The following is a 24,717-nucleotide window of genomic DNA, read 5'->3' on the forward strand; positions in this document are numbered from 1 at the left end:
GTCAGTTGACCCAGCCGGCGACGACGAACAGGGCCAGCAACGCGAGCCAGGCGAGGAGGACGCGCCAGACCAGGGACATGGCGTCGCGCATCGCCTGGTCCAGCGGGGCCTCGAGCACCGTGGCCATGGGCGCCGCCATCGGCGGCACGCCGGCGGCCCCGGGTTCGACACCGGCTTCGACGCGACCCTCGACGCCGCGTTCGGCGCCGGCCTCCACGGACCCCGCCTCCCGGACCGCATCGTCGAGCTCGCGACGCACGCTCGCGCGACCGGCCGCGGCGAGTACGTCGGCTCCCTGCGCCAGGCCGGTGCCGCCGGCGGCCTTCCAGGCCGACACCACCACGTCGAAGTTGCCCACCAGCGCCAGCGACAGCGCCATCAACTGCGCCACCGGCCAGTCCAGCAGCACCAGCAGCCGGCGTGCGCCCTCCACCGTGCCGGCCGGCAGGTACAGCGCCGGCTCGTCTTCGGCGGCGATGGCGACCAGCCGATACAGCAGCGCGCCCACCGCGCCCAGCACCACGAACCAGAACAGCACGCCGAACCAGCGTCGCAGGGCTGCGATGAAGACGCGACCGACCTCGTCGCCGGCGTCGGCGGCACCCGCCGCAGCCGGGGGACGCAGGCGCGCCAGTGCTTCGCGGCGCTCGGCAGAGTCTTCCGCATCGACCACCGCGGCCACGTCGACATCGAGATCCCGCGGGCCCCAGGCGTAGAACACCACGGCTACGCCGAACAGCAGCGCCGGCAGCCCGAAGGCGACGCCGTGCAGCAGCCATTGCAGGAAACCGACCACCAGCAGCACCGGGACCAGCGCCAGCAGCAGGCCCCAGCGCCCGCGCCAGAACGCATCCTCGCGCAAGCGACCGTCCAGCCAGCGCAACAGGGCGCGATACCAGCCGTCGTCGCGGACGGCAGCGGCAAACCAGGGCGCCAGGTGCCCGAGCACCAGCGCAACCACTACCGCGAACAGGGTCGGAAACATGGCCTGATTCTAGCGCCAGCCGGCGAAGGCGACCGCCCTCACCCCCGGCTGTCGTGCCAGCGCTCGATCAGCCAGCGCGAGATCGAGATCGTCGGTGACAGCAGCAGCCCGTCGGGGCCGGATTCGCCGCGCAGCGCGGCGCCGACTTCGCCACGGGTGAACCAGCGCGCATCCTCGAGCTCGTCGCTCAGGCACTGCGGCACGTCGGGTGCGGCGTCGGCCTCGAAGCCGAGCATCAGCGACGAGGGGAACGGCCAAGGCTGCGACGCCAGGTAGCGGCAGCCGAGCACGCGCACTCCGGATTCCTCGTGGACCTCGCGAACCACCGTCTGCTCCAGCGACTCGCCCGGCTCGACGAATCCCGCCAGCACCGAATAGCGCCGCGGTGCCCAGCCGGGGCCGCGGCCGAGCAGCAGGCGCTCGCCGTCGCTCACCGCGACGATCATCGCCGGATCGGTGCGCGGATAGTGCTCGAGCCCGCAGCCACCGCAGCAGCCAAGCCAGCCCGCACGCCGGTACTCGAGCGCCGCGCCGCAGGCCCCGCAGTAGCGGTGCCGCGCGCGCCAGTGCAGCACCGCGCGCGCCTGGGCGAAGGCGGTGGCCTCGAAATCCGGCCACTGCGCGGCCGCGTTGCGCAGGTCGACGCCGGGCGGCGGCGCCGTGGCAGCGGCGCCGCGCGTGTCCGCGGCGTCTTCCGCGCGCACCGCGAACCAGCCCTCGTCGCCGCGCAGGCCCAGGAACAGGGCCGCGCCGGGTCCATCGGCAAGATCGGCCGCCGGCGGCGCGAACACCGAGCCATCGGCCGTCGCCCACGCGCGGCCCTCGGCATCGAGCACCAGCGCACGCCCGGTGGCCCACAGCCGGGCCAGGGCCTCGTTGTCGTCACGGATATTCTCGGCGCGATCCAGCGGCGCCTCGACGAAGGCGAACGGCGCCGCGCGCCGCGGGCTCATGCGGTGAAGCTGCTGCCGCAGCCGCAGGTCGACTTCGCGTTCGGGTTGCGGATGGTGAACTGCGCGCCATGCAGGCTTTCGACATAGTCGACCGCCGCGCCCATCAGGTACTGCAGGCTCAGCGGGTCGACCAGCAGCGTCACGCCATCGGTCGCCACGGCGAGGTCGTCATCGCCCTGCTCTTCGTCGAACTCGAAGCCGTACTGGAAACCCGAGCAGCCGCCGCCCTGGATATAGACGCGCAGTTTGAGGGCGTCGTTGCCCTCTTCGGCGATCAGTTCGCGGACCTTGGCCGCAGCCGACGGGGTGAACTCCAGCGGGCGGTCGAGCGACTGGTAGCCGGGGGCGGAAAGATCGATGGTGGTGCTCATGCCATCAAGCATGGGGGGTGGGACCGTGGGCTTCAAGCGTCCGGCGCGGAACGTGGCGTCGCCGCGGTGGCGTCGGCCCAGGTGAAGGACTCCTCCACCGCCTGGCCACGCGGCGGCGCCAGGCGCACGATCACGCGCAGCGGCTTGAAGCCTTCGGGCAGCATCAGGTCGCCGTCGACCTGCTGGAAGTACTTGAAGGAATACTCCACGCCCGGCGCATCGTCGAGCTGGCGCAGCGCGGTCCAGTCCAGGCGCTCCAGGCTGTCGTTGCGCGAGCCTTCCACTTCAATGGTCAGGTTCCCGCTGCTCACCGCTGCCCGGTTCAGGGTCTGGGTGAGGGTGGCGGTGAAGTGCCAGGCGCCTTCGCCCTGCGACTGCAGGCGCAGGCCGTGCACGGTCAGCCCGCGGCGCTGGCTGGTGCTGCCGACCAGGCGCTCGTAGAAGGCGACGTCGGCGCGCAGGGCCGAGATTTCCTCGTCGCGTTCGGCCAGCGCGAGCTGAAGGTCGCCGTTGGCCTCGCGGCTGACCTGGTCGGAGCGCGCGAGCGTCGCGACCTCCTGGCGCAGGCCGTCGATTTCGCCGCGAAGCGCGGCATCGTCGCTGCGACTCCCGCCGTTGGACACCGTCCAGGCACCCCAGACCCCGAACAGCAGGCAGGCCGCGAGCACGACCATCAGGATGATGTGCGCGCGCGGATGCGGGTGTTCGGGCGGTGGCGTGTCCGGCATCCACGCATGGTAACGCCCGCGCCTGAGCGCCGGGCGAACGGGGCGGTGCCTATACTTCGCGCCATCGCAGTCGATCGCAGCCCCACGGAGCACGGCCATGTCCGAAGCCCAACTGTTCGCCGCCGGCGTCCTGCTTGCCTGGCTGGCCGGCATCCGCGTCTACCTCACCGTGTTCGGCGTCGGCTTGGCCGGCGCGCTGGGCTGGCTGGAGTTGCCATCCGCGCTCGAAGTCACCGCATCGCCATGGGTGCTGGGCATCTCCGGAGTCCTGGCGCTGGTGGAATTCTTCGCCGACAAGATCCCGGGCGTCGACTCCGGCTGGGACCTGCTGCAGACGCTTGCGCGGGTGCCGGCGGGCGCCTTCCTGGCCGCGGCCGCGCTCTCGCCCGATGGCGACCTGTCGGCCGGCATGCTCGCCACCGGGGCCGGCGTGGCCCTCGGCAGCCATGTGCTCAAGGCCGGCAGCCGGGTGCTGATCAATGCATCCCCGGAGCCGCTCAGCAACTGGGGGGCCTCGGCCACCGAAGACGTCGCCACCATCGGCCTGCTGGCCCTGGCCCTGGCCAACCCGCTGCTGGCGCTGGGGATCGCGCTGGTACTGAGCCTGCTGCTTGCCCTGGGCCTGTGGTGGGTCTGGCGGCGACTGTTCCGGCGCCGCGCCGTGGCCGGCACGGGCTGAGCGCGACCGGCATCGCAGGACCGCGGCGCCGGTTCGTTGTAGGCTTGGCGATTCGGGGGGAGCGCAAGGTGCGCTGCGCCTCCGTCCCTGCCTACGGAGGTCTCCCGCAGTGAGTGCAGCACCCGGCACACGGACCGCAGCGGACACGGGCCAGGCAGCGCCCCTGCCCGGTGGTGCCGTTCGCGCCGAGTTCCCGCCGTCCGCCTACTGGCGCCGCTGGTGCGAAGACGCCGCGCCGCCGGTGGCCGTGCAGGCCGATGCGCCTCCGGCCGAACCCCCGCCACCCGCGGTCACGCCCCCGGTCGCCGCCGACGGCAGCACCGATGCGCCCTACCGCGTGCTGGTTGTCGAGGACGACCTCAGCCAGGCGCTGTTCGCCGAAAGCGTGCTCAGCGGCGCCGGCATGCAGGCGGCGGTGGTGTCGGTGGCCACCGAAGTGATGGACTCGCTTGCGACCTTCCGCCCCGACCTGGTGCTGATGGACCTGCACATGCCGGGCATGGACGGCGTGGAGCTGACCAACCTGATCCGCCAGGACCCCGCCTACGGCCACGTGCCGATCGTCTTCCTGACCGGCGACCCGGACCCGGAGCGCCAGTTCGAGGTACTCGAGGTCGGCGCCGACGACTTCCTCACCAAGCCGGTGCGGCCGCGGCACCTGATCGCCGCGGTGCAGAGCCGCGTGCGCCGGGCGCGCATGCTGCAGCGCGAGCGCAGCGGCGGTGGCCGCCACCCGGTCACCGGCCTGTTCACCCGCTCGCACATGCTGCAGCGCCTGAACTCGATGATCCCCGGCGACGGCAAGGGCGCGCTGTTCATGGTCGAGATCGCGGGCATCGGCGTACTCCGCGATCGCTATGGTTATTCGGGGCTGGAGCAGCTGCTCACCGATGCCGCCGCCCGCATCGGCGAAGCCGCGGCCGGCCACGCCGTGTCGCGCCTGAGCGACAGCATCTACCTGATCCACGCCGCCGAACTTGAAGCCGGGCAGCTGCCGGAAAGCGCCCGCGCGCTCCGCGACGCGCTCGGCCGCGAAGGCTTCAGTGCGAACGACGAGGCGGTGCGCCTGCGCGCCTTCGTCGGCTACACCACCCTGGCCCATGCCTATGGCGATGCCAGCAGCGCGCTGGCCGCCGCCGAGCGCGCTCTGCGCGAGGCACGCGCCCAGCCCACCGCCGTTGCCGGCTACCAGCCGCCGCGCCAGCGCGACCACGACCAGGCCATGGCCGAATCCGTGCGCCAGGCGCTGGCGGACAACCGCTTCGAACTCGCGTTCCAGCCGGTGGTGGCCGTCGCTGGCGGTGACGAAGCACAGTTCCAGACCCTGCTGCGGATGCGCGGCACCGACGGCAAGCTGCTGGCCGCGGCCGACTTCCTGCCCGCCGCCGATGCCGCCGACCTGATGCACGACATCGATGCGCGCGTGCTGGAACTGGCGGTGACCGTGCTCCACCAGCGCACGGCCGACGGCCGGCCGGTACGCCTGTTTGTTTCGCAATCCGCACGCAGCCTGGCCCGCGACGGCCACGCCGACCACGTGCTGGGCATGCTTGCCGCCTACGGCGTCGAGGGCACGCGGATCGTGATCGACGTGCGCCAGGACGAAGCCCTGATCCACGCCTTGGCGCTGCGCGAGTTCTGCGACGCCATGGTGCCCGCCGGAGTGCAGCTGTGCCTTGGCCAGTACCAGTCCGGCCGCGAGGCCGACGCCCTGCTCGGGCAGCTGCCGCTGGGCTACGTGCGGCTGGCCTCGCGCTATTCGCAGAAGCTCGACGACCCGGCCGTGCGCGATGAAATGCGCCAGGCCATCGAGCGCGCGCACCGCCTGGGCCTGTGCGTCATCGGCCAGCAGGTGGAGGATCCGCAGGCCGCGGCCACGCTCTGGATGAGCGGCGTCGACTTCATCCAGGGCAACCTGGTGCAGCAGGCCGCGGGAGAAATGGACTTCGACTTCCACCACTCGGTGCTCTGACATGCTGACACGCGGACGACCCTCGGCAATCATGCTCCGCTGGCTCGCGCTGGGCGCGGCCGCAGGCGCCACCCTGTCCCTGGTGCTGGACGCCCTCGGGCTGGAAGGGCCCTGGGAGCATGCCGCGCTGGTGCTGGTGCTGCTGGTGCTGTTCGCGGTCATCGCCATCCACGTCAGCGTGCGCCGCCGCGACCAGGAAATGGACGAGGCCGACGAGCGCGCGCGCCGCGACGAGGCGGTGATGGAACAGCTGCAGGCGCAGATCGAGCAGCACTCCCAGCTCGAAGCGCAGATGCGGCAGGCCAAGCAGGCGGCGGAATCGGCGGTGATGGCCAAGGGCGAGTTCCTGGCCACGATGAGCCACGAGATCCGCACCCCGCTCAACGGCATCGTGCCGATGCTGGACCTGCTGATGCACGCCCGCCTGGCACCCGACCACGCCGAACTGGTGCGCACCGCGTACACGTCGTCGCAGCAGATGCTGCGCATCGTCGACGACATCCTCGACTACTCCAAGCTCGAGGCCGACAAGCTCGAACTCGAGAGCACCGGCTTCAACCTGCGCGAACTGCTTGATGGCGTGATGCAGCTGTTGGACCGCCCGGCCCAGGGCAAGGGCCTGCGCATGAGCCTCAACATCGACCCGGCCGTGCGCCTGGCCGTGCGCGGCGACCCGGTGCGCCTGCGCCAGGTGCTGGGCAACCTGGTGTCGAACGCGGTGAAGTTCACCGAGCGCGGCTCGGTGACGGTGACGGTGCGTCGCAACGGCGAGACCGCCGCCCAGCACCAGCTGCGTTTCGAAGTGCGCGACACCGGCATCGGCATCCCGGCAAGCTCGCAGACGCGCCTGTTCCAGGCCTTCAGCCAGGCCGATGCCTCGACCACCCGCCTGTACGGCGGCACCGGCCTGGGCCTGGCGATCTCCAAGCGCATCGTCGAACTGATGGGCGGCCGCATCGGCGTGGAGTCCGAAGCCGGCCACGGCGCCACCTTCTGGTTCGAGATCCCGCTGCTCAAGGCCGCCGGCGACATGCCCAACAACCTTGACGACAACACCGCCCGCGGCCGCCTGCTGCTGCTCAGCGCCGACCCGCGCCTGCGCCTGCGGCTGTCGATGCTGCTGCCCAATTGGGGCCTGCGCGTGAGCGCGGTCGAAACCACCCAGGAAGCCCTCGACCGCCTGCGCGCGGCCTCCAACCAGGGCGCGCCCTGGGCCTATTCCCTCGTGCTGGCGGACCTTGCCGGCATGCGCAGCACCGCGGTGGCCCTGCACCGCAACCTCGGCCGCCAGGCCGTCTACGGCGACCTCAAGCTGGTCTGCCTGTACGGGGATGATCCGGTCCCCGAAGAACTGCAACGCAGCGTCACCCTCCTCAGCCGGCAGTCCCCCGACGCCGATCTCCGTGCCGCCCTGCTGGGCGGGAACGCCGCACAGGCACCGGACAACGTCAGGGAACCCGTCTCCATGGCCAACGCCATCGCATCCTCACTGCCCTCGGCCCCGATTCGCGCCGCGCGCGTGCTTCTGGTCGAAGACAACCCCGTGAACCTGATGGTGGGCCAGCGCCTGCTGTCGGTGCTCGGCATCACCTGCGACACCGCCAGCAACGGCGAAGCCGCGCTGTTGCGCATGGAAGCCTCGCGCTACGACGTCGTGCTGATGGACTGCCAGATGCCGGTGATGGACGGATACACCGCCACCCGCCGCTGGCGCGAGATGGAGCAGGACGCCGGCGACGGCCGCCACGTGCCGATCATCGCCATGACCGCCAATGCCATGGCCGGCGATCGCCAGAAATGCCTGGATGCCGGCATGGACGACTACCTCGCCAAGCCGGTGACCCGCAGCGAGCTGGAGCGCACGCTGGCGCGCTGGTGGAACGCCGAAGCGGCCGCGGCCGCGGCCCAGCGCGAAGCCTATGAAGTGGATCCGGAAACCGGCGACATGATCGGCTACGCCAACCACGCTGTCGGCACCGGGAGCGAGGGCGCCGAAGTAGAGGTCGAGTTCGTGGACGGGATTCCGCCCGTAGCCGGGCCGGATGACGAGGCAGATGATTTGTCGATGCCGACGGCGGCGCTCGACGCTGGCACGGAATGGGCGAGACGGCCGACGCCTGCTTCCCCGGCTGCGCAGGCACCTGTGGCTGTGCAAGGCCCCGCGGATGCCGCGCCAGCACCGGCTTTCGCGGCACCGCCATCCACGCTTCCGCCCGTGCTCGACCACGAGATCCTTGAAGAGCTGCGCGCCATGCTCGGCGACGACCTCGACCACCTGATCGATGTCTTCCTGGCGGACACGCCGCGCCTGGTGGGTACCATGGAACAGGCCGCCACCGCCCCCGATTACGACGCCCTGCGCGACGCCGCGCATTCACTGAAGTCGTCCAGCGCCAACCTGGGCGCGATGTCACTGTCGGCCGCGGCCAAGCGCGTCGAACTGGGCGCGCGAGAGCGCCTGCTCGAGCGCCCCGCGGTGGCGGTGGCGCTGGTAGCCAACGAGTTCAACCGCGCCCGCGCGGCGCTGAAGGCCGCGAGCGCAGCCCAGGCCTAGCTCTGCAGGAGCGGCGGGGCTGTGTGGGAGCGGCCTGTGGCCCGATCGCAACTGTAGGAGCAGCTATAGCTGCGATCAGCTGCCCATCTTCGACTGCAGGTAATTCTGCTCGCCCACGCGGTTGATCAGGTCGAGCTGGGTCTCGATCCAGTCGACGTGCTCTTCCTCGGAATCAAGGATGTCCTTGAACAGCCGGCCGCTGGTGTAGTCCTTGATGCTGTCGCAGTACTCGATCGCCTCGCGCAGCAGCGGCAGGCCGTCGAGTTCAAGCGCCAGGTCGCACTCCAGGATCTCGCGCGGCGACTCGCCCACGCGCAGCTTGCCCAGCGCCTGGAAGTTCGGCAGCCCTTCGAGGAACAGGATGCGGTCCGCCAGCTGGTCGGCGTGCTTCATCTCGTCGATCGATTCCTCGTACTCGTGCTTGGCGAGGTCTTCGAGGCCCCAGTTCTTCAGCATCTTTGCGTGCAGGAAGTACTGGTTGATCGCGGTGAGTTCGTTGTAGAGCGCCTTGTTGAGGAACTCGATGACCTTGGGGTCGCCCTTCATGGCATGTCTCCGGCTGGCGTGGGGAAGGATCCTGACGACTCTAGCGCCAACGATCCCCACATGCCGGAACGCGAATCGTGATCATCCCCACCTTCATCCAGGTGGGTCCGATGCGCGCGCCTCAGGCCGCGTTGGCCAGCGGCAAGATCTGCAGGCCCCTGCGCGAAGCGGCCTCGTCTTCCAGCAGCGCCACCGCGGTATCCACGCAGCTGCCGCAGCAGGCGCCGGCGCCGGTACGCATGGTGAGCTCGGTCATGCTGCCGCAGCCTGCGGCGGCGGCCTCGCGAATCTGGTGGTCGGTAACCCCGTTGCAGACACAGACGTACACGGCGGACTCACGGTTCATGGGACGAACCGATTGTCGTTCCATATGAGAATGATTGTCAATCCTGAACGAGGCGCGTTCTCGTCATGGGCACCGGACGCCCGCGCCCGCGCTGGGTTTCCAGGCTGATCGTCGGCACCGCCCCGGGCCCCGCCACCTGCCGCGCGAACGGCGCCAGATGTTGCAGCGCCCGCGTATAGACCCCGCGCTTGAAGTTCACCACGTGTTCGAGCGGGTACCAGAAATCGACCCAGCGCCAGTGGTCGAACTCCGGCGTGTCGGTCAGGTCCAGGCGCAGGTCGACGTCGGCTCCGGTGAAGCGCAGCAGGTACCAGACCTGCTTCTGTCCGATGCACACCAGCCGGTCGTTGCGACGGATCGCACGCGGCGGCAACCGGTAGCGCAGCCAGCCGGGCGTTGCGCCCAGCACGTCGACGTGGCGGGCCTCCAGCCCGGTCTCTTCCGCGAGCTCCCGGTACATTGCCTCGAGCGGGGTCTCGTCGGAATTCATCCCGCCCTGCGGGAACTGCCAGCCGTCACGGCGCACCCGGCGCGCCCAGAACACGCGGCCATCCGGATGCATCAGAACGATGCCGACATTGGGTCTATAGCCGTCCGGATCGATCACGATGCGGACTCCTGAGGTCTTTCGACGCCTGCAGCGTCACTGCGTCCGACTCTGCCACGGGGCGCCGGAGGGGACAAGCCGGGCCGGGGGATTTGACGCGGATGCCGGGCGGGTGGACAATTGCGGGCTCGCCGCGCAACGCGTGCGGGCACCATGGCTATGTAGCTCAGCTGGTTAGAGCACAGCACTCATAATGCTGGGGTCGGTGGTTCGAGTCCACCCATAGCCACCAGATTTCACCGCAAAATCAATTGATTGCGCACAAGACCCCGCCTTCCAAGCGGGTTTTTTTGTGCCCAAATCCAGGGTCCGAGAAATGCGGGGGTCGCCCGTCGAAGGCTCTTGCTGTCCGGACCCACCGCGACCCGAAAACGGCCTGTGCCCGGTTGAATCGCTCCGTGTTTCATAGACACCTCGCAGCCATGATCCACGGCAACAGCGGGAGTGGCCATGAGCAGCAAGCGATACACGGAAGAGTTCAGGATCAGGCGTCCAGGCCACCCAGGCAGAGATACTTGATCTCCAGGTAGTCCTCGATGCCGTACTTCGAGCCTTCGCGGCCGAGGCCCGACGACTTCATGCCGCCGAAGGGTGCGACCTCGGTCGAGACCAGTCCTTCGTTGATGCCGACGATGCCGTACTCAAGCGCCTCCGCGACGCGCATCACGCGCCCGATGTCACGACTGTAGAAGTAGGACGCCAGGCCGAACTCTGTGTCGTTCGCCATCCCGATGGCCTCGGCCTCGGTCGAGAAGCGGAACAGCGGTGCCACCGGGCCGAAGGTTTCCTCGGAGAATATCCGCGCCTCGCGCGTCACGCCGGTGAGCACGGTCGGTGCGAAGAAGTTTCCGCCCAGCGCATGCGCACCGCCACCGGTCAAAACCTTGGCGCCATTCGAGACCGCGTCGTCCACGTGCTCCTGCGCCTTGCGCACCGCCGCGGCGTCGATCAGCGGGCCGATCTGCACGCCGTCCGCGAACCCGTCGCCGACCTCCAGCGCGGACACCGCGGCTTCAAGCTTCGCGGCGAAGGCGTCGTACACGCCGTCCTGCACCAGCAGCCGGTTTGCGCAGACGCAGGTCTGCCCCGCGTTGCGGAACTTGGAGGCCAGCGCGCCCTGCACCGCGGCGTCGAGGTCTGCGTCATCAAAGACGATGAAGGGCGCATTGCCGCCCAGTTCCATTCCGGTCTTTTTGACCGTCGGTGCGCACTGGGCGATCAGCAACGCGCCCACTTCGGTGCTTCCGGTGAATGACAGCTTGCGCACATCGGGATTCGAGGTCATCTCGCCACCGATCTCGCTGCCGGGTCCGGTTATCACGTTGCACACGCCCGGGGGCAGGCCGGCTTCTTCGGCCAACACCGCCAGTGCGATCGCTGAGAACGGCGTCTGGCTTGCCGGCCGCAGCACGCCGGTACACCCGGCCGCCCAGCCGGCACCGGCCTTGCGGGTGATCATCGCCGCCGGGAAATTCCACGGCGTGATCGCGGCGAACACGCCGATCGGCTCCTTACGCACGATGATGCGGCGGCCAGGCAGGTGCTCGGGAATGGTGTCGCCGTAAATGCGCTTGCCTTCTTCGGCGAACCATTCGATGAAGCCGGCGGCATAGGCGATCTCGCCGCGGCTTTCGGCCAGCGGCTTGCCCTGCTCGGCGGTCATGATCCGGGCGAGATCCTCCTGGTGCGCCATCATCAGTTCGAACAGCCGGCGCAGCGGTACCGCGCGCTGCTTCGCGGTCAGTGCGCGCCATGCCGGCCCGGCCGCCTTTGCCGCGGCGATGGCGCGCGCAGTATCGCGGGCACCCAGCGACGGCACGTGTCCGAGCACCCTGCCCGTCGCCGGATTGGTGACCTCGATGGTCTTTCCGTCACCGGCTTCGATCCACTGCCCGCCGATATGGTTCGCTTCCCGGAACAGCGCCGGACGCGCCAGCGTGGAAAGGAAGTCATCGTCTGCCATGTCGGTACTCCTGTCAGAACGCACCCGGCCACTCCCCGCTGGCCATGCCAATCCGTGCGCGCGCCGCTTCCAGGCCGCCCGAGATCGTGACCAGCAGTTGGCTGCGCTTGAGCAGTACATGCGGATTGGCCTCTTCGCTGAATCCGATGCCGCCATGGACCTGGATATTGGTCGCGCCGTTGCCCAGCGCCGCCGCGCCTGCGACAAGCAGCGCGCAATCGACCTGCAGCATGGCATCGGCGCGCCCTTCGTCGATTGCGACCGCGGCAAACCCGACCTGGTCGGCGGCGTTGCGCGCGGCAATCGCCATGTTGGCGCAGTGGTGCTTGATCGCCTGGAAGCTGCCGATCGGGCGCCCGAACTGGCGGCGCTCCTTTGCATAGGCCACGGCCATCTCAAGTGCCAGCGCAGCGATACCGGCCAGTACAGCGGCATCATTGAGGCGCAGCCGCAGGATTCCGGCCGCATCGAATCGCACCGCATCCGCTCCGGGCGAGGCGCCCGACTCCAGCCGCGCATGCCAGAGTCCGTCGTCGACCACCTCGCCCGCGGCATGTCCGGCACACAACCAAGCTTCACCGGCGTCACGCAGAAGCAGGCGCTGGGCCAGCGGGTCGGCGACGACGATACAGCGCTCGCCGCTGCGATATCCCGCCGCCGTGCGCATGGCTGCGTCGCTCCCGACGCTTGCAGGCGCATGCGTCGCGCCGATGGTGGCCAGGACCGATGGCGCGGCAAGGCAGCGCCCGAGCTCGATCGCGATCAGGGCCTCTTCCGCGGCGCCAAGTCCGCTGCCGCCCGCTTCTTCGGGCAGCGCGATTGAAAACAGGCCGATGTCGTCGAGCTTCGCCCATGTGTCCGTGTCTTCTTCGCGCGCGCCATGGATCCGCTCCAACGGCAGCAGCGCGCGCAGGGAAACGTTGAACGCGTCGGCGATCGCGCGCTGCTCGATGCATGGGTGGTAGCGAAGCGCCTCGTTCACGGATATCCCCGACAGTCCCTCATGGCGCCATCATCCCTGCCACCTGGAACCGCGCAATGGGCCAGGCCGCGATTGACGCACTGCGCAAAGAAAGCGTCGCCGCTGGTCAAAGCCGGCCAGCCTGACGCCAGACGCAAACATTGCGTCGCAGCGTATCAAGGCGACAAACGGCCCGATATTCGATGCTGTGCCAACGCAATGTCGGTGCCGAGCGCGGCACGGGAGAACGGGGCACGTGGAGTTCGGATGGTCGACCGGGGAACAAGCGCATCGCATGCGCGTTCGCGGCGTGCTGCAGCGCCTGCTTCCACCCGACTGGGAGCGGATTTCGATGCACGGCCCCGGCAGCGACGAACAGACGGACTATTCGCGCACGTTCTGTCCGGTGCTGGACGGCGAAGGCCTGCTGGTGCCGCACTGGCCCCGCGGGTTTGGTGGCGAGGACGCGGACGTCTGGCAGCAGTTCATCCTGGGCGAAGAGATGTGGGCCGCGGGCGAGCCGCGCGGGCCGCAGTACATGAACGTCAACTGGATCGGTCCGGTACTCATGCGCTTCGGCACGCCGGTGCAGCAGGACAAGTACCTGCCACCCATCCGCAGCGGCCAGGCGATCTGGTGCCAAGGTTTTTCCGAACCTTCCGCCGGCTCCGACCTCGCCGCGCTGCGCACCCGGGCAGTGCCTGTTGACGGTGGCTACCGCGTCAGCGGCGCGAAGATCTGGACCTCCTATGCCGGCCATGCCGACACCTGCTTCCTGCTGGCGCGCGTGCCCGCCGCCGAGGGTGGCGCCGAGGGCAAGGCCGGCATCGTGATCCTGCTCACCGACATGCGCGCGCCAGGCATCCAGGTCAAGCAGATTCCCGCCCTGATCGGCGAAGGCGACATCCATGAGGTGTTTTTCGACGACGTGTTCGTGCCGGCCGAAGAGCGCCTCGGCGAAGAAGGCCAGGCCTGGGAGATCATCAGCTACGCGCTGCAGAACGAGCGCGTCGGCATCGCCCGCTACGAGTTCTCGCGACGCATGCTCGACCGCGCGGTGGCACGACTGAAGGCGGATAGCCGCTGGCAGGACCCGTCGGTGCAGGAAAAGGCCGGGCGCGCGCTGATGCTGTGCGAAGCCGCGCGGCTGTTGGTCTACCGCATCGTGGATGGCAAGGCACGAGGCCTTGCCGCCGACGCCTATGGCGCGATCGCGCGCTGGGCGGTGGTGCTGGCCGACAACGGCGTCAATGACTTCCTCACCGAGATCCTTCCCGAAGGACTGCTCGGCGACGACCCCGTGCAAGTCGCCCACCACCAGCGCGCGATCGCCGCCGGCGTTGCCTCCGGCGCGGCGGAAATCCAGCTCAACCTGATCGCACGCCGCTGGCTCGATCTTCCCTCGGAGCGCGGCCCGCGATGAACTTCGAACCGAGTGACGACCAGGCCGCCGTCATCGGCGAGGTCGAGCGCCTGCTCGAGGGCCTGCCGCTGCAGGCGCATACCGAGCCGGTCATCGCGCCCTACAGCGACACGCTTGATGCCGCGCTGGCCGATTCGGGCTTTCTCGACATTGCGCGCGAAGATGGTTTCGGACCGCTCGATGCCGCCCTGCTTTGCGAACGGCTCGCGCGCTCACAGCACATCGTCGAAGCCGCGCACACGGCGCTGGTCGCGCCCGCGATCGGCCTGCCCCGGGGGCTGCGTCCGCTGGCACTGGTGAGCGGCGACCCGACGCGGCCAGCGCGTTTCCTGACCAGGGCCCGCGTGCTCGTCGCCGACCTCGGCACGCATGCACTGGCGATCGAGGTCGATCCGGCGCGCGTGCAGCCAGTCGACAGCCTCTTCGCCTATCCCTATGGCCGCCTCGATTCGATCGACGGCCTGCGCAGCTGGAAGATCACCGACGTCGCCGCGCTGCGTCGACGCTGGCGCATCGCGATCGCTGCCGAGGCCGCTGGCTGCATGGCCGGCGCGCTGGCGCTGATCGTCGAGCACGTGAAGGATCGCAAGGCCTTCGGGCGGCCGCTGGGTTCGTTCCAGGCGATCCAGCACCGGCTCGCGATGGCCTGTGAAACCACGGAGTCATGTCGCTGGCTGGCGCTGCGCGCCGCTTGGTCGGACGACGAAGGCGACGCGGCGCAGGCCGCGGCTTTCGCACAGGCGCGCATTGCCCAGACCACCTATGACCTGCACCAGTTCAGCGGGGCAATGGGGCTGACGCTGGAATACCCGCTCCACCTCTGGACCTACCGGCTGCGGGCGCTGGCAGGGGAACTCGGCGGCAGCGGCGCGCAAGCGCGCGCGGCCGCCGCCCACGCATGGCCGGACGCCACCACATGAGCAACGATCACAACCCCTTCCGCATGCGCGCACGCGCCTGGCTCGAGGCCCATGTGCCTTGTGACCCCGCACCACACGATGGCCTGGCCGCGCGCGCGTACGTGCTTGCCTGGCAGCGCACCCAGGCCGAAGGCGGCTGGGCCGGACTGTCGTGGCCGACGGAAGCCGGTGGACAGGGCCTGTCGATCCACGAACAGATCATCTGGTTCGAGGAATGTGCGCGGGCACGTGCGCCATCACCATTGGGCGCCGGCTTCGTGGGCCTCAACCATGCCGGACCGACGCTGATCGCCTGTGGTTCGCCGGAGCAGAAAGCCTTCCACCTGCCCAAGATCCTCGGCGGCGAAGTGATCTGGTGCCAGGGCTTCTCCGAGCCGGGTGCCGGATCCGACCTCGGCAACGTGCGTACCCGCGGGCGCATCGAGGGTGATGAACTGGTCATCGACGGCCAGAAGATCTGGTCGAGCTACGCCGATATCGCCGACTGGCAGGAAATGCTGGTCCGCACTGATCCCGAAGCGAAGAACTCCGCCGCGCTGTCGTGGGTGATCGTACCCATGGACGTACCCGGCATCACCGTGCGTCCGATCCGGACCATGGCCGGCACGCAGAGCTTCTGCGAGGTGTTCTACGACAACGTGCGCGTGCCGCTTTCAAACATCGTTGGCGGGCTGGACAACGGCTGGGCCACGGCCATGTCGACGCTCAGCTTCGAGCGCGGCACGGCAACGCTGGCGCTGTTGATCGAAACGGTCTCGCACGTGGACGACCTGCTGGCCGACTGCCCGGATAGCCGCCCGGTGATGCGCGCCACCCTGGCGCAGCTGCGTGCGGAGGGCCAGGCAATCCTGGCCTCGACCTATCGCTTCGCACTTGATTCCGAGCACGGCGTGCCGGACGCCAGCGGTTCGATGATCCGTCTTGGCTTCGCCGAATTCACGCAGCGGGTGAGCACGGCGGCCATCGAGCTTTACGGCATCGACGCGCCGCAGGTCGTCGGGGGCCACGGCTGGGGCTACGGCTATATGCATGCCTTCTCCGAAACCATTGCCGGCGGCGCCGCGGAGATCCAGCGCAACATCATCGCCGAGCGGGTGCTGGGCCTGCCGAAAGAGCCGCGCCGGTAAAAAGTTGCAGCTGTCCGGTATCGGCGACGCCGCCCGGCCGCCGGATGCGGGCACGCTCAGCGGCGTGCGTTCGGGTCCGGGTTCCAGCGTGGCGCGCGCTTCTCGGCGAAGGCCTTCGGCCCCTCCTCGAAGTCCGGGTGCGACCAGTGCGACTTCAGCAGCTCCCAGCCATGGTCATGCGCGGCCGGGTCGGACAGTTCGGTGGACGCCCAGATCGCGCGCTTGGTCAGCGCCAGGGCCTGGGGCGAATTGGTGGCGATGGCCCGCGCCAGTTCGCGCGCACGCGCCAGCGTTTCTGCAGGTCCCGGCTCAAGCAGGTCGACCATGCCGAGTTGATGTGCCCGCTCGGCCGGCATGCGGTAGCTGCGCCCGACAAGTCCCATCAGCAGGGCCGCGCCAAGACCGGCACGGCGCGCAATGCCGACCGATTCCAGACCGGAGACCTGGCCCACGCTGACGTGTGAATCCATGAACATCGCATGCGCGCTGGAGATGACGATGTCGCTGTCGGCCACGAAGTGCAGGCCGCCACCATTCACCAGTCCGTTCACTGCGCAGATCACCGGTTTGGTCACACCGCACATCCGCGATGAAAACCGGTTCACCTGCGCGTTCGGCCTGTTGTGTAGCGTGCCCTCGCCCACCTGCAGCACCGATGTCGAAGCGCCTGTGCAGAAGTGCCGCGCGCCCGCGCCGGTGATGATGGCCACGCGGATCGCATTGTCACGTTCGATACGGTCCCAGGCCTCTTCCAGCATGACCAGCAGGGCCGGGGTCAAGGCGTTGCCTTCATGGGGGCGATCGAGGACAAGCGTGGCGATGCCGTCTTCGAGATCGAATTGCAGCGGGGTCGGTTCGTTCATCCTGACTCTCTCAGGCCATCGTCATGGGCAGTTGCGACTCGGTGCGCGGGCTCCTGAGGGCTTCCAGGAGAGTCACTGATACGGATGGTGGATCGACGTTGCCATATCGGCACACGCGATGCGGGACCTCTGGCGACAACCTGCAGATGCAGCGCGACCGGAAGGGGCTGCCGTGGGAACCGGCGAGTCCTGCTGTCGGCGCGTGCAGCGTGGATGCTGTCGCAATCTGTCAAGCACGTCGTGAAATCGCGGTGCTAGCTTGAATTCAGGAACGAAATGACACGAGGGAACCGCAACACCATGCACGATGCCTATATCGTCCAGGCCCTGCGCACCGCCGGCGGTCGCCGCAAGGGCCAGCTCGCCGGATGGCATCCAGCCGATCTTGCGGCCGAGGTGCTCAATGCCCTCGTCGACCGGAGCGGCATCGACCCGGCTGCCGTGGATGACGTGGTGCTCGGCTGCGTCAGCCAGGTGGGTGAGCAGAGCTTCCACGTCGGGCGCAACGCGGTACTCGCGTCCAATCTGCCCGACAGCGTGCCGGCGGTAACCATCGACCGCCAATGCGGTTCCTCGCAGCAGGCGCTGCATTTCGCAGCGCAAGCGGTCATGTCCGGCACCCAGGACATCGTGATCGCGGCCGGGGTGGAAAGCATGACCCGCGTACCGATGGGCGCGCCGACGCGGTTGGCGGCGGAAGCCGGCTTCGGTGGGCCCTGGAGCGACCGCATCCAGCAACGCCATGGCGTGACGGAATTCAGCCAGTTCACCGGCGCGCGCATGATGGCCGAAAAGTACGGCCTCTGCCGCAGGCAACTCGATGACTACGCCCTGCGCAGCCATCAGCGCGCGGCCAACGCAGTCGAAGCCGACGCATTCGTCGACGAGATCGTTCCCGTTTCCGGAAGCGACGGCGAACTCCACATCACCGACGAGGGCATCCGCTTCAATGCCTCCTTCGAAGGCATCTCGGCGGTCAAGCCGATCGAAGAAGGCGGGATCATCACCGCCGCCAACGCCAGCCAGATGTGCGACGGAGCGGCCGGCCTGCTGGTGGTCAACGAGCGCGCACTGAAGACCCACGGACTCACCCCGCTGGCGCGCGTGCACCACATGACCGTCCTCGGTGGCGATCCGGTGATCATGCTCGAAGCGCCCATCCCCGCGACCCGCCGTGCACTCGAGCGCAGCGGCCTGTCGCTGGATGCGATCGATCTGTACGAGGTCAACGAAGCCTTCGCCTCGGTGGTTCTCGCCTGGCAGGACGCACTGGACGCCGATCCCGATCGCCTCAACGTCAACGGCGGCGGAATCGCCCTCGGCCATCCGCTCGGTGCCACCGGTGCGAAGCTGATGACCACCCTCGTCCACGCATTGCGCGCGCGCGGCAAGCGCTATGGCCTGCAGACGATGTGCGAGGGCGGCGGCCTGGCCAACGTCACCATCATCGAGGCGCTCTGAGACCATGGCGATCAGCACACCGTTCACCCGCCTGCTCGGCATCGAGCACCCAATCGTCCAGGGCGGCATGCAGTGGGTCGGGCGAGCCGAGCTCGCGTCGGCCGTGTCCAATGCCGGCGGCCTCGGCATCCTCACCGCGCTGACGCAGCCGACGCCCGAAGCGCTGGCGCAGGAAATCGCGCGTTGCCGCGGAATGACCGACAAGCCGTTCGGCGTGAACCTCACCATCCTGCCGACGATGACCCCGCCGCCCTATGCCGAGTATCGGCAGGCGATCATCGACAGCGGAGTGAAGGTGGTCGAGACCGCCGGCTCCAAGCCGCAGGAGCACGTCGCGCACTTCAAGGCAAACGGCATCGTCTTGATCCACAAGTGCACCTCGGTGCGTCACGCGCTGTCCGCGCAGCGCATGGGCGTGGACGTGATATCGATCGACGGCTTCGAGTGCGCCGGCCATCCCGGCGAGGACGACGTGCCGGGCCTGGTGCTGATTCCCGCTGCGGTGGACAAGCTCGAGATCCCGGTGATTGCTTCGGGTGGGTTTGCCGACGGCCGAGGCCTGGTGGCCGCGCTGGCGCTGGGTGCCCAAGGCATCAACATGGGCACGCGCTTCTGTGCCACCCGGGAAGCACCGATCCACGACAACGTCAAACAGTTCCTGGTCGGCAACGATGAACGTGCCACCAACCTGATCTTCCGCAACCTGCACAACACCGCGCGCGTCGGCAAGAACAGCGTGTCCGATGAAGTGGTGCAACTGCTCGACAGGGCGGGCGCGAAGTTCGAAGACGTCGCCCATCTCGTGCGCGGTGCGCGCGGGCGCGAGTTGCTGGAAACCGGAAACCTCGACGCCGGCCTGGTCTGGGCCGGGCAGTCGCAGGGGCTGATCCATGACGTCCCCAGCGTCGCAGGGCTGATGGCGCAGATCATCGGCGACGCGCGCCGGATCATCGAACACGACCTGCGCGCACTCCTGGACTGAAGCGCAGTGAGCCCGACAACTCAAATGAAGAGACTACTTTGAGCACGATCCTGGTAGGCCTTAAGCGCGTGGTGGACTTCAACGTCCGCATCAACGTCAAACCCGACGGCAGCGGCGTCGTCACGCAGGGCGTCAAAATGGGCATCAATCCATTCGACGAGATCGCACTCGAAGAAGCGCTTCGCATCCGCGAACGCGGCGAGGCCAGTGAAGTCGTGGTCGCGAGCATCGGCCCGGAAGACGCCCAGCAACAGTTGCGCACCGGCCTGGCGATGGGCGCCGACCGCGCGATCCTCGTGCAGTCCGAAGCGGCGGTCGAACCGCTTGTTGCGGCGCGGGTCTTCCTCAAGCTGGTGGAACGCGAAACCCCACGCATCGTATTGCTCGGCAAACAGGGCATTGACGACGACAACGGCCAGGCCGGGCAGATGCTCGCGGCGCTGTGGGAGCGCCCGCAGGCGACGTTCGCCTCGAAAGTCGAGCTTGCAGGTGACTCTGCGCGCGTGACCCGCGAGGTCGACGCCGGACTGGAAACGCTCGAGATCGACCTGCCGGCGGTGATCACCGCGGACCTGCGCCTCAACGAGCCGCGCTTCGTGAAGCTGCCCGACATCATGAAGGCGAAGCGCAAGCCGCTCGACATCATCGCGCTCGCCGATCTCGGCATCGATGTCGCACCACGGTTCACCACGCTGAAGTTCGAGCCGCCCGCCGTCCGCACCAAGGGCGTGATGGTCAAGGACGTCGCTGAACTCGTCGACGCGCTCACGCAGAGGGGCGTGCTGTGATGGCCGCGGTGCTGATCGTCGCCGAACACGCCGGCGGCCGACTCAACCCGTCCACTGCGCGGGCCGTAACCTGCGCCGCCGCGATAGATGGCGCACGGATCGATGTCGTCGTGCTGGCGGCTGACAGCGCCGCCGTTGCGGCACAGGCCGCAGCGCTGCACGGAGTCTCCCGCGTGCTGTGCGTGAACAAGCCCGCCAACGCGGAGCCGTTGGCCGCAACGCTCGCGCCACAGATTGCCGCACTCGCTGGCGGATACACGCACGTCTTCGCGCCATCAAGCACCTTCGGCAAGGACCTGCTGCCGCGCGTGGCCGCCCTGCTTGGCGTCGGCCAGCTCAGCGACATCATGGCGGTGGAGTCGCCCTGGCGCTTCCGCCGCCCGATCTACGCCGGCAACGCCATCATCACCGTCGAGGCGCCGCAGGACGGGATCGTGGTCGCCACCGTGCGCCTGGCCTCGTTCCAAGCGGCGGGCGACGGCGGCCAGGCCACGATTGAAACGGTGACCCTGGATGTCGACCTGCCTGCGCATACCCGTTTCATCCAGCGCAGCGCCGCCAATGGCGACCGGCCCGACCTGCAGAGCGCGAACCGTGTGGTATCGGGCGGTCGCGCACTTGGCAGCGCGGAAAAGTTTGCCCTGATCCAGTCGCTTGCCGACCGCCTTGGCGCCGCCGTCGGAGCCTCTCGCGCCGCGGTCGATGCCGGCTATGTCGGCAGCGACCTGCAGGTCGGCCAGACCGGCAAGATCATCGCCCCGGAGCTGTACGTGGCCGTGGGCATCAGCGGTGCGATCCAGCACCTCACCGGCATCAAGGATGCCCGCACCATCGTCGCGATCAACAAGGATCCGGACGCGCCGATCTTCGAAGTGGCGGACATCGGGCTGGTGGGTGATCTGTTCACCGTGTTGCCGGACCTCGAACGTTCGCTTCAGGAGACGCAGACCGCATGAGCACGCAAACCTTTGAATCCTGGGTCGGTCGCGAGGAAAGCCGCAACGATCGCCTGCATGCTTCGACCATTGCTGCCATGGCCGCGACGCTCGATCTCGACGCGACACCCGCTCCGGGTGAACCCGTTCCGCCTGGTTGGCATTGGCTGTTCTTCAACCCCGCGGCGCGGCGCGGTGAACTCGGCGTCGACGGGCATCCGGCGCGCGGCGGCTTCCTTCCACCGGTAGCGCTTCCCCGGCGCATGTGGGCCGGCAGCCGCATTCGCTACCTGCACGATCTGCCGGTGGATGCCGAGGCCACCCGACGCAGCCGGATCCTCAAGGTCGAGAACAAATCCGGCAAGCGCGGCGCGCTGTGCTTCGTGACGGTCGAACACACCACCTCGCACGGCAGGACACCCTGCATCGTCGAGGAACAGGACATCGTCTACCGCGAACCCACGCCACCGGGCGCTGCTCCCCCACCGCCACCCGCGCGCCACCCGGCCGAGCCGCAGTGGGTGCGCGACGAGGTCGCCGACACGACCCTGCTGTTCCGCTATTCGGCACTGACCTTCAACGGCCATCGCATCCACTACGACGAAACCTATGCACGCGACGAGGAGGGCTACCCCTGCCTTGTCGTGCACGGCCCGCTTACCGCGACCCTACTGCAGATGTTCGCGCGTGAACACGGCGGCCGGCCGCTTGCAGAGTTCGACTTCCGCGGCGTCGCACCCCTGTTCGCGAACCGCCCTTTCCGCCTGGAAGCCCGCGAGCAGGACGCGGACACGCTTGAAGTCTGGGCCCGCGGTCCCGCCGGCGAGCTGGCGATGTCGGCTGTCGCGCGCCTGCGATGACCGGCCACCTGCCCGCTCGCTCCGTTCCCCATTGAAGAAGACAAGACCATGGCACAACATCCGAGCGGCCCTCCCGGACTTGAAGGGCAGGTCGCGCTGATCACCGGCGCGGCAGGCGGCATGGGCCGCGCAGTGTCCAACACGTTCCTTGCCGCCGGCGCACACGTCGTCGGCACCGACATCGGCGATGACGTCGACCTCGGCGAGGGCATCGAATACCTCCCCTACGATGTCACCTCCCGCGCCGACACCGACCGGGTCGTTGACGACGTGCTCGTACGCCATGGCAGGATCGACATCCTGGTGCTGTGCGCCGGCATCATCGCCCGGACGCCGCTGGCCGAAAGCAGCGACGAGGAGTGGGACGCGATGTTCGCCGTCAACGTGCGCGGCGTCGTGAACCCTGCGCGCAAGCTGTTTCCGATCATGTGCGAACGCGGCTACGGCAAGATCCTCGCCGCCGGTTCGATCGCCGCCAAGAACGGCGGCGTGTCGTCCGGACCGGCCTATGTTGCTGCCAAATCCGCGGTCCACGGCATGGTCCGTTGGATGGCTAAGGCCGGGGGACCGCACGGCGTCTACGCCAACACCCTTGCACCCGGCCCGGTGGAAACCGCGATGTGGGCCACCGTCAATGCCGGCAACGCCACGCCATCGGCCAACACCACGGTGCCTCTCGGCCGTTACGGCACAGCAGAGGACATCGCGCAGGCCGCATTGTTCCTCTGTTCCTCCGCATCGAACTGGATCACAGGCACATCGCTGGATGTCAGCGGCGGCATGTGGATGGATTGAAGGAGGCTCGCATGGCAAACACACAGGCACCGGTCATCGGCTTCGTGGGCCTCGGCGTCATGGGCGGCGCGATGTGCCGGAACATCGCACTCAAGCACAACGGCGAAGTGGTCGCGTACGACGCTGTTGCGGCTGCATTCGCGGCGCTTGATGGCACGGATGCAACACGGGCCGCATCGGTGGCGGATGTGGCCGCTCGCGCCGACATCGTGTTTCTCTCGCTGCCCGGCGGGCCCCAGGTGGAGCGCGTCTGCTTCGGCGACGGTGGTCTCACGTCGGGAGAGCGCAGGCCGGCCATGATTGTCGACCTCAGCACCACCCCCGTCGATCTCGCACGGAGCGTTGCCGGGCGGCTGTTCTTGCTGGATATCGAATTCAGCGATGCGCCAGTGGCGAGGACGCGGGAAGCGGCACAGCGCGGCGAACTGAGTGTGATGGTCGGCGCGACCCATGCATTGTTTGCCCGCATCGAACCGCTCCTTCATTACATCGGCACCGACATCACCCACTGTGGCGAAGTCGGCTGCGGCCAGGTGGTGAAGCTGATCAACAATGCGCTCGTGTTCGAGAACACGCTGGCGCTGGCCGAGATGATGGTGGTCGGGCAGCGCGCCGGGGTGCAGCCGGCCACGCTGCTCGACGCGGTGTCCAAGGGCTCCGGCGACAGCTTTGCGCTGCGCAACCACGGCCGCAAATCGATGCTGCCGCGCGACTTCCCCGAGAAGTCCTTCCCTCCCGAGTACGCGCTGAAGGACCTGGGCTATGCCCTTGAGCTCGCGGCCAGCGTCGGCGTGTCCGCCCGCGTCACGCAGCTGGCGGAACGCTACTACGCCGCTGCCGCGGAAAGCGGCTGGGCCGGTCGCTATTACCCATCCGTGATCGAGGTCGTCGATCGAGACATTGCGCTTGCACCTGAAGCGGACGGCAAGACGTCATGAAACAGTTTGAATTGCAGGGCAAGGTCATCGCCTCCGGACTGCACTTCCCTGAAGGACCGATCGCCTTGTCCGACGGCAGCGTGCTGGTCGCGGAGATCAAGGGCGCGCGGTTGCTGCGCATCGCGGCCGACGGCTCGCAGCACGTCGTGGCGGAGCTTGGCGGCGGCCCGAACGGCGCCGCCATCGGGCCGGATGGTCACTGTTATGTCTGCAACAACGGCGGCTTCAGCTGGCGCAGCGACGACGGCTTCTCCCGTCCCACCGGTCCCGCCGCCGACTACAGAGGCGGCAGCATCCAGCGTGTCGACTTGTCGACGGGCGCCGTCGAGACGGTCTTCACACACTGCGACGGCGTCCCCCTGCACGGCCCGAACGACATCGTGTTCGACGCCACCGGCGGGTTCTGGTTCACCGATTTCGGCAAGAAGTTCGACGATCGATTGATGACCGGCTCGCTGCTTTACGCCCGCCCCGACACGGGCACGATCCACCGCGCGGCACAGCACCTGCTCACCCCCAACGGGGTCGGGCTCTCGCCCGATGGGCAAACGCTGTACGTCTCCGAGACCGAAACCAGCCGTCTCTGGCGCTATCCCGTCACCGAACCCGGCCGCATCGCCCTGGCGCCCTGGCCGTCGCCGAATGGCGGCCAGCTGCATCATGGCCTGCCCGGCTACCAGCGCTTCGACTCCTTGGCCGTCGAGGAGAGCGGCAACATCTGCGTCGCGACCCTGGTCAGCGGCGGCATCAGCGTGTTCTCGCCATCCGGCGAATTGCTCGAGTTCCATCGCGCACCCGAGGGCTACTGCACCAACCTGTGTTTCGGTGGCCCGGACCTCCGGACGGCCTTCATCACGCTGTCCGGATACGGGCAACTCATGGCCGTGCCCTGGCCACGGCCCGGCCTGCGGCTTCAAACCTGAAGTCCGGACAGCAGGTCACCGGATCCACGGGATCTAC

Annotated in this window: 24 protein-coding genes and 1 tRNA gene; 15 read left to right on the forward strand and 10 right to left on the reverse strand. The window is 68.5% G+C overall.

Annotation, left to right across the window (positions count from 1 at the left end; genetic code table 11):
* Nucleotide 1 precedes the first annotated feature (1 nt).
* Genes ACW7GZ_RS02990 through ACW7GZ_RS03005 form a run of 4 tightly spaced genes read right to left on the reverse strand, consistent with a single transcriptional unit; the run spans nucleotide 2 to nucleotide 3,037 of the window.
* The gene (locus ACW7GZ_RS02990) at nucleotides 2-985 is read right to left on the reverse strand and encodes a hypothetical protein (RefSeq protein WP_457001043.1); all 984 of its coding nucleotides are present in this window, start codon (nucleotides 983-985) and stop codon (nucleotides 2-4) included.
* A 38-nt stretch (nucleotides 986-1,023) separates the two neighbouring features.
* Nucleotides 1,024-1,938: an NAD(+) diphosphatase gene (gene nudC / locus ACW7GZ_RS02995; protein WP_457007734.1), complete on the reverse strand. Its 915-nt coding sequence runs from the start codon at nucleotides 1,936-1,938 to the stop codon at nucleotides 1,024-1,026.
* The gene (erpA, locus tag ACW7GZ_RS03000; RefSeq protein WP_343255788.1) at nucleotides 1,935-2,309 is read right to left on the reverse strand and encodes an iron-sulfur cluster insertion protein ErpA; all 375 of its coding nucleotides are present in this window, start codon (nucleotides 2,307-2,309) and stop codon (nucleotides 1,935-1,937) included. The genes nudC and erpA overlap by 4 nt, the downstream gene beginning before the upstream one ends.
* Nucleotides 2,310-2,341: 32 nt before the next feature.
* Nucleotides 2,342-3,037: a DUF6776 family protein gene (locus ACW7GZ_RS03005; RefSeq protein WP_457007736.1), complete on the reverse strand. Its 696-nt coding sequence runs from the start codon at nucleotides 3,035-3,037 to the stop codon at nucleotides 2,342-2,344.
* Nucleotides 3,038-3,134: 97 nt separating this feature from the next.
* Here ACW7GZ_RS03005 and ACW7GZ_RS03010 point away from each other — a divergent pair, with 97 nt between their 5' ends.
* From ACW7GZ_RS03010 to ACW7GZ_RS03020, 3 genes are all read left to right on the forward strand, one after another.
* On the forward strand, nucleotides 3,135-3,716 hold the full coding sequence (locus ACW7GZ_RS03010) for a DUF4126 domain-containing protein (RefSeq protein ID WP_457001037.1): 582 nt from the start codon (nucleotides 3,135-3,137) through the stop codon (nucleotides 3,714-3,716).
* A 109-nt stretch (nucleotides 3,717-3,825) separates the two neighbouring features.
* Nucleotides 3,826-5,688 carry an EAL domain-containing protein gene (locus ACW7GZ_RS03015; RefSeq protein WP_457007738.1) on the forward strand — a complete coding sequence of 621 codons (1,863 nt, stop codon included), beginning with the start codon at nucleotides 3,826-3,828 and terminating at the stop codon, nucleotides 5,686-5,688.
* A 31-nt stretch (nucleotides 5,689-5,719) separates the two neighbouring features.
* The gene (locus ACW7GZ_RS03020; protein WP_457007740.1) at nucleotides 5,720-8,242 is read left to right on the forward strand and encodes an ATP-binding protein; all 2,523 of its coding nucleotides are present in this window, start codon (nucleotides 5,720-5,722) and stop codon (nucleotides 8,240-8,242) included.
* Between the two features lie 75 nt (nucleotides 8,243-8,317).
* Here the strand turns inward: ACW7GZ_RS03020 and bfr are convergent, their stop codons facing one another.
* The 3 genes from bfr to ACW7GZ_RS03035 form a co-directional block, all read right to left on the reverse strand.
* Complete coding sequence (gene bfr, locus ACW7GZ_RS03025; RefSeq protein WP_457001031.1) at nucleotides 8,318-8,788, reverse strand: bacterioferritin; 471 nt, start codon at nucleotides 8,786-8,788, stop codon at nucleotides 8,318-8,320.
* A 121-nt stretch (nucleotides 8,789-8,909) separates the two neighbouring features.
* The gene (locus tag ACW7GZ_RS03030; protein ID WP_457002796.1) at nucleotides 8,910-9,116 is read right to left on the reverse strand and encodes a (2Fe-2S)-binding protein; all 207 of its coding nucleotides are present in this window, start codon (nucleotides 9,114-9,116) and stop codon (nucleotides 8,910-8,912) included.
* Nucleotides 9,117-9,171: 55 nt separating this feature from the next.
* The gene (locus ACW7GZ_RS03035; protein ID WP_457001029.1) at nucleotides 9,172-9,741 is read right to left on the reverse strand and encodes an RNA pyrophosphohydrolase; all 570 of its coding nucleotides are present in this window, start codon (nucleotides 9,739-9,741) and stop codon (nucleotides 9,172-9,174) included.
* 155 nt (nucleotides 9,742-9,896) lie between these two features.
* Here ACW7GZ_RS03035 and ACW7GZ_RS03040 point away from each other — a divergent pair.
* Nucleotides 9,897-9,973: transfer RNA gene (locus ACW7GZ_RS03040), tRNA-Met, on the forward strand.
* 252 nt (nucleotides 9,974-10,225) lie between these two features.
* Here the strand turns inward: ACW7GZ_RS03040 and ACW7GZ_RS03045 are convergent.
* Nucleotides 10,226-11,704 carry an NAD-dependent succinate-semialdehyde dehydrogenase gene (locus ACW7GZ_RS03045; RefSeq protein WP_457001027.1) on the reverse strand — a complete coding sequence of 493 codons (1,479 nt, stop codon included), beginning with the start codon at nucleotides 11,702-11,704 and terminating at the stop codon, nucleotides 10,226-10,228.
* 13 nt (nucleotides 11,705-11,717) lie between these two features.
* Complete coding sequence (locus ACW7GZ_RS03050) at nucleotides 11,718-12,686, reverse strand: acyl-CoA dehydrogenase family protein (RefSeq protein WP_457007742.1); 969 nt, start codon at nucleotides 12,684-12,686, stop codon at nucleotides 11,718-11,720.
* 274 nt (nucleotides 12,687-12,960) lie between these two features.
* Here ACW7GZ_RS03050 and ACW7GZ_RS03055 point away from each other — a divergent pair, with 274 nt between their 5' ends.
* The 3 genes from ACW7GZ_RS03055 to ACW7GZ_RS03065 are packed head-to-tail and all read left to right on the forward strand — an operon-like array spanning nucleotide 12,961 to nucleotide 16,135.
* Complete coding sequence (locus ACW7GZ_RS03055) at nucleotides 12,961-14,088, forward strand: acyl-CoA dehydrogenase family protein (RefSeq protein ID WP_457001023.1); 1,128 nt, start codon at nucleotides 12,961-12,963, stop codon at nucleotides 14,086-14,088.
* The gene (locus tag ACW7GZ_RS03060) at nucleotides 14,085-15,008 is read left to right on the forward strand and encodes an acyl-CoA dehydrogenase family protein (RefSeq protein WP_457001021.1); all 924 of its coding nucleotides are present in this window, start codon (nucleotides 14,085-14,087) and stop codon (nucleotides 15,006-15,008) included. Before ACW7GZ_RS03055 ends, ACW7GZ_RS03060 begins: the two co-directional genes overlap by 4 nt.
* A complete protein-coding gene (locus tag ACW7GZ_RS03065) occupies nucleotides 15,005-16,135 on the forward strand; it encodes an acyl-CoA dehydrogenase family protein (protein WP_457007744.1) in 1,131 nt (376 codons plus the stop codon). The genes ACW7GZ_RS03060 and ACW7GZ_RS03065 overlap by 4 nt, the downstream gene beginning before the upstream one ends.
* Before the next feature lie 56 nt (nucleotides 16,136-16,191).
* Here ACW7GZ_RS03065 and ACW7GZ_RS03070 read toward each other — a convergent pair whose 3' ends face one another.
* Nucleotides 16,192-16,998 carry an enoyl-CoA hydratase/isomerase family protein gene (locus ACW7GZ_RS03070; protein ID WP_457001017.1) on the reverse strand — a complete coding sequence of 269 codons (807 nt, stop codon included), beginning with the start codon at nucleotides 16,996-16,998 and terminating at the stop codon, nucleotides 16,192-16,194.
* Nucleotides 16,999-17,274: 276 nt separating this feature from the next.
* Here ACW7GZ_RS03070 and ACW7GZ_RS03075 point away from each other — a divergent pair, with 276 nt between their 5' ends.
* The 8 genes from ACW7GZ_RS03075 to ACW7GZ_RS03110 are packed head-to-tail and all read left to right on the forward strand — an operon-like array spanning nucleotide 17,275 to nucleotide 24,680.
* Entirely contained in the window at nucleotides 17,275-18,459 is a 1,185-nt protein-coding gene (locus ACW7GZ_RS03075; protein WP_457007746.1) for an acetyl-CoA C-acetyltransferase, read from the forward strand.
* 4 nt (nucleotides 18,460-18,463) lie between these two features.
* Nucleotides 18,464-19,441, forward strand: a complete 978-nt coding sequence (locus ACW7GZ_RS03080) for an NAD(P)H-dependent flavin oxidoreductase (RefSeq protein WP_457007748.1) — start codon at nucleotides 18,464-18,466, stop codon at nucleotides 19,439-19,441.
* A 47-nt stretch (nucleotides 19,442-19,488) separates the two neighbouring features.
* Nucleotides 19,489-20,229: an electron transfer flavoprotein subunit beta/FixA family protein gene (locus tag ACW7GZ_RS03085; protein ID WP_457002794.1), complete on the forward strand. Its 741-nt coding sequence runs from the start codon at nucleotides 19,489-19,491 to the stop codon at nucleotides 20,227-20,229.
* The gene (locus ACW7GZ_RS03090; protein ID WP_457007750.1) at nucleotides 20,229-21,185 is read left to right on the forward strand and encodes an electron transfer flavoprotein subunit alpha/FixB family protein; all 957 of its coding nucleotides are present in this window, start codon (nucleotides 20,229-20,231) and stop codon (nucleotides 21,183-21,185) included. Before ACW7GZ_RS03085 ends, ACW7GZ_RS03090 begins: the two co-directional genes overlap by 1 nt.
* Nucleotides 21,182-22,024, forward strand: coding sequence for an FAS1-like dehydratase domain-containing protein (locus ACW7GZ_RS03095; protein WP_457007752.1), 843 nt, complete (start codon nucleotides 21,182-21,184; stop codon nucleotides 22,022-22,024). Before ACW7GZ_RS03090 ends, ACW7GZ_RS03095 begins: the two co-directional genes overlap by 4 nt.
* 48 nt (nucleotides 22,025-22,072) lie before the next feature.
* Nucleotides 22,073-22,819 (forward strand): SDR family NAD(P)-dependent oxidoreductase, encoded by a 747-nt coding sequence (locus ACW7GZ_RS03100; RefSeq protein ID WP_457007754.1) that lies wholly within the window; start codon nucleotides 22,073-22,075, stop codon nucleotides 22,817-22,819.
* Between the two features lie 11 nt (nucleotides 22,820-22,830).
* Complete coding sequence (locus tag ACW7GZ_RS03105; protein WP_457007756.1) at nucleotides 22,831-23,757, forward strand: NAD(P)-dependent oxidoreductase; 927 nt, start codon at nucleotides 22,831-22,833, stop codon at nucleotides 23,755-23,757.
* Complete coding sequence (locus tag ACW7GZ_RS03110; protein WP_457007758.1) at nucleotides 23,754-24,680, forward strand: SMP-30/gluconolactonase/LRE family protein; 927 nt, start codon at nucleotides 23,754-23,756, stop codon at nucleotides 24,678-24,680. Before ACW7GZ_RS03105 ends, ACW7GZ_RS03110 begins: the two co-directional genes overlap by 4 nt.
* Nucleotides 24,681-24,717 lie beyond the last annotated feature (37 nt).

This window comes from Luteimonas sp. A537 (assembly GCF_054052065.1).

Coding starts and splice junctions, on each gene's coding strand:
- ACW7GZ_RS02990 (WP_457001043.1), bottom strand. CDS start 985: ATGTTTCCGACCCTGTTCGCGGTAGTGGTTGCGCTGGTGCTCGGGCAC.
- nudC (WP_457007734.1), bottom strand. CDS start 1,938: ATGAGCCCGCGGCGCGCGGCGCCGTTCGCCTTCGTCGAGGCGCCGCTG.
- erpA (WP_343255788.1), bottom strand. CDS start 2,309: ATGAGCACCACCATCGATCTTTCCGCCCCCGGCTACCAGTCGCTCGAC.
- ACW7GZ_RS03005 (WP_457007736.1), bottom strand. CDS start 3,037: ATGCCGGACACGCCACCGCCCGAACACCCGCATCCGCGCGCGCACATC.
- ACW7GZ_RS03010 (WP_457001037.1), top strand. CDS start 3,135: ATGTCCGAAGCCCAACTGTTCGCCGCCGGCGTCCTGCTTGCCTGGCTG.
- ACW7GZ_RS03020 (WP_457007740.1), top strand. CDS start 5,720: ATGCTCCGCTGGCTCGCGCTGGGCGCGGCCGCAGGCGCCACCCTGTCC.
- bfr (WP_457001031.1), bottom strand. CDS start 8,788: ATGAAGGGCGACCCCAAGGTCATCGAGTTCCTCAACAAGGCGCTCTAC.
- ACW7GZ_RS03045 (WP_457001027.1), bottom strand. CDS start 11,704: ATGGCAGACGATGACTTCCTTTCCACGCTGGCGCGTCCGGCGCTGTTC.
- ACW7GZ_RS03055 (WP_457001023.1), top strand. CDS start 12,961: ATGCGCGTTCGCGGCGTGCTGCAGCGCCTGCTTCCACCCGACTGGGAG.
- ACW7GZ_RS03060 (WP_457001021.1), top strand. CDS start 14,085: ATGAACTTCGAACCGAGTGACGACCAGGCCGCCGTCATCGGCGAGGTC.
- ACW7GZ_RS03065 (WP_457007744.1), top strand. CDS start 15,005: ATGAGCAACGATCACAACCCCTTCCGCATGCGCGCACGCGCCTGGCTC.
- ACW7GZ_RS03070 (WP_457001017.1), bottom strand. CDS start 16,998: ATGAACGAACCGACCCCGCTGCAATTCGATCTCGAAGACGGCATCGCC.
- ACW7GZ_RS03075 (WP_457007746.1), top strand. CDS start 17,275: ATGACACGAGGGAACCGCAACACCATGCACGATGCCTATATCGTCCAG.
- ACW7GZ_RS03080 (WP_457007748.1), top strand. CDS start 18,464: ATGGCGATCAGCACACCGTTCACCCGCCTGCTCGGCATCGAGCACCCA.
- ACW7GZ_RS03090 (WP_457007750.1), top strand. CDS start 20,229: ATGGCCGCGGTGCTGATCGTCGCCGAACACGCCGGCGGCCGACTCAAC.
- ACW7GZ_RS03095 (WP_457007752.1), top strand. CDS start 21,182: ATGAGCACGCAAACCTTTGAATCCTGGGTCGGTCGCGAGGAAAGCCGC.
- ACW7GZ_RS03100 (WP_457007754.1), top strand. CDS start 22,073: ATGGCACAACATCCGAGCGGCCCTCCCGGACTTGAAGGGCAGGTCGCG.
- ACW7GZ_RS03105 (WP_457007756.1), top strand. CDS start 22,831: ATGGCAAACACACAGGCACCGGTCATCGGCTTCGTGGGCCTCGGCGTC.
- ACW7GZ_RS03110 (WP_457007758.1), top strand. CDS start 23,754: ATGAAACAGTTTGAATTGCAGGGCAAGGTCATCGCCTCCGGACTGCAC.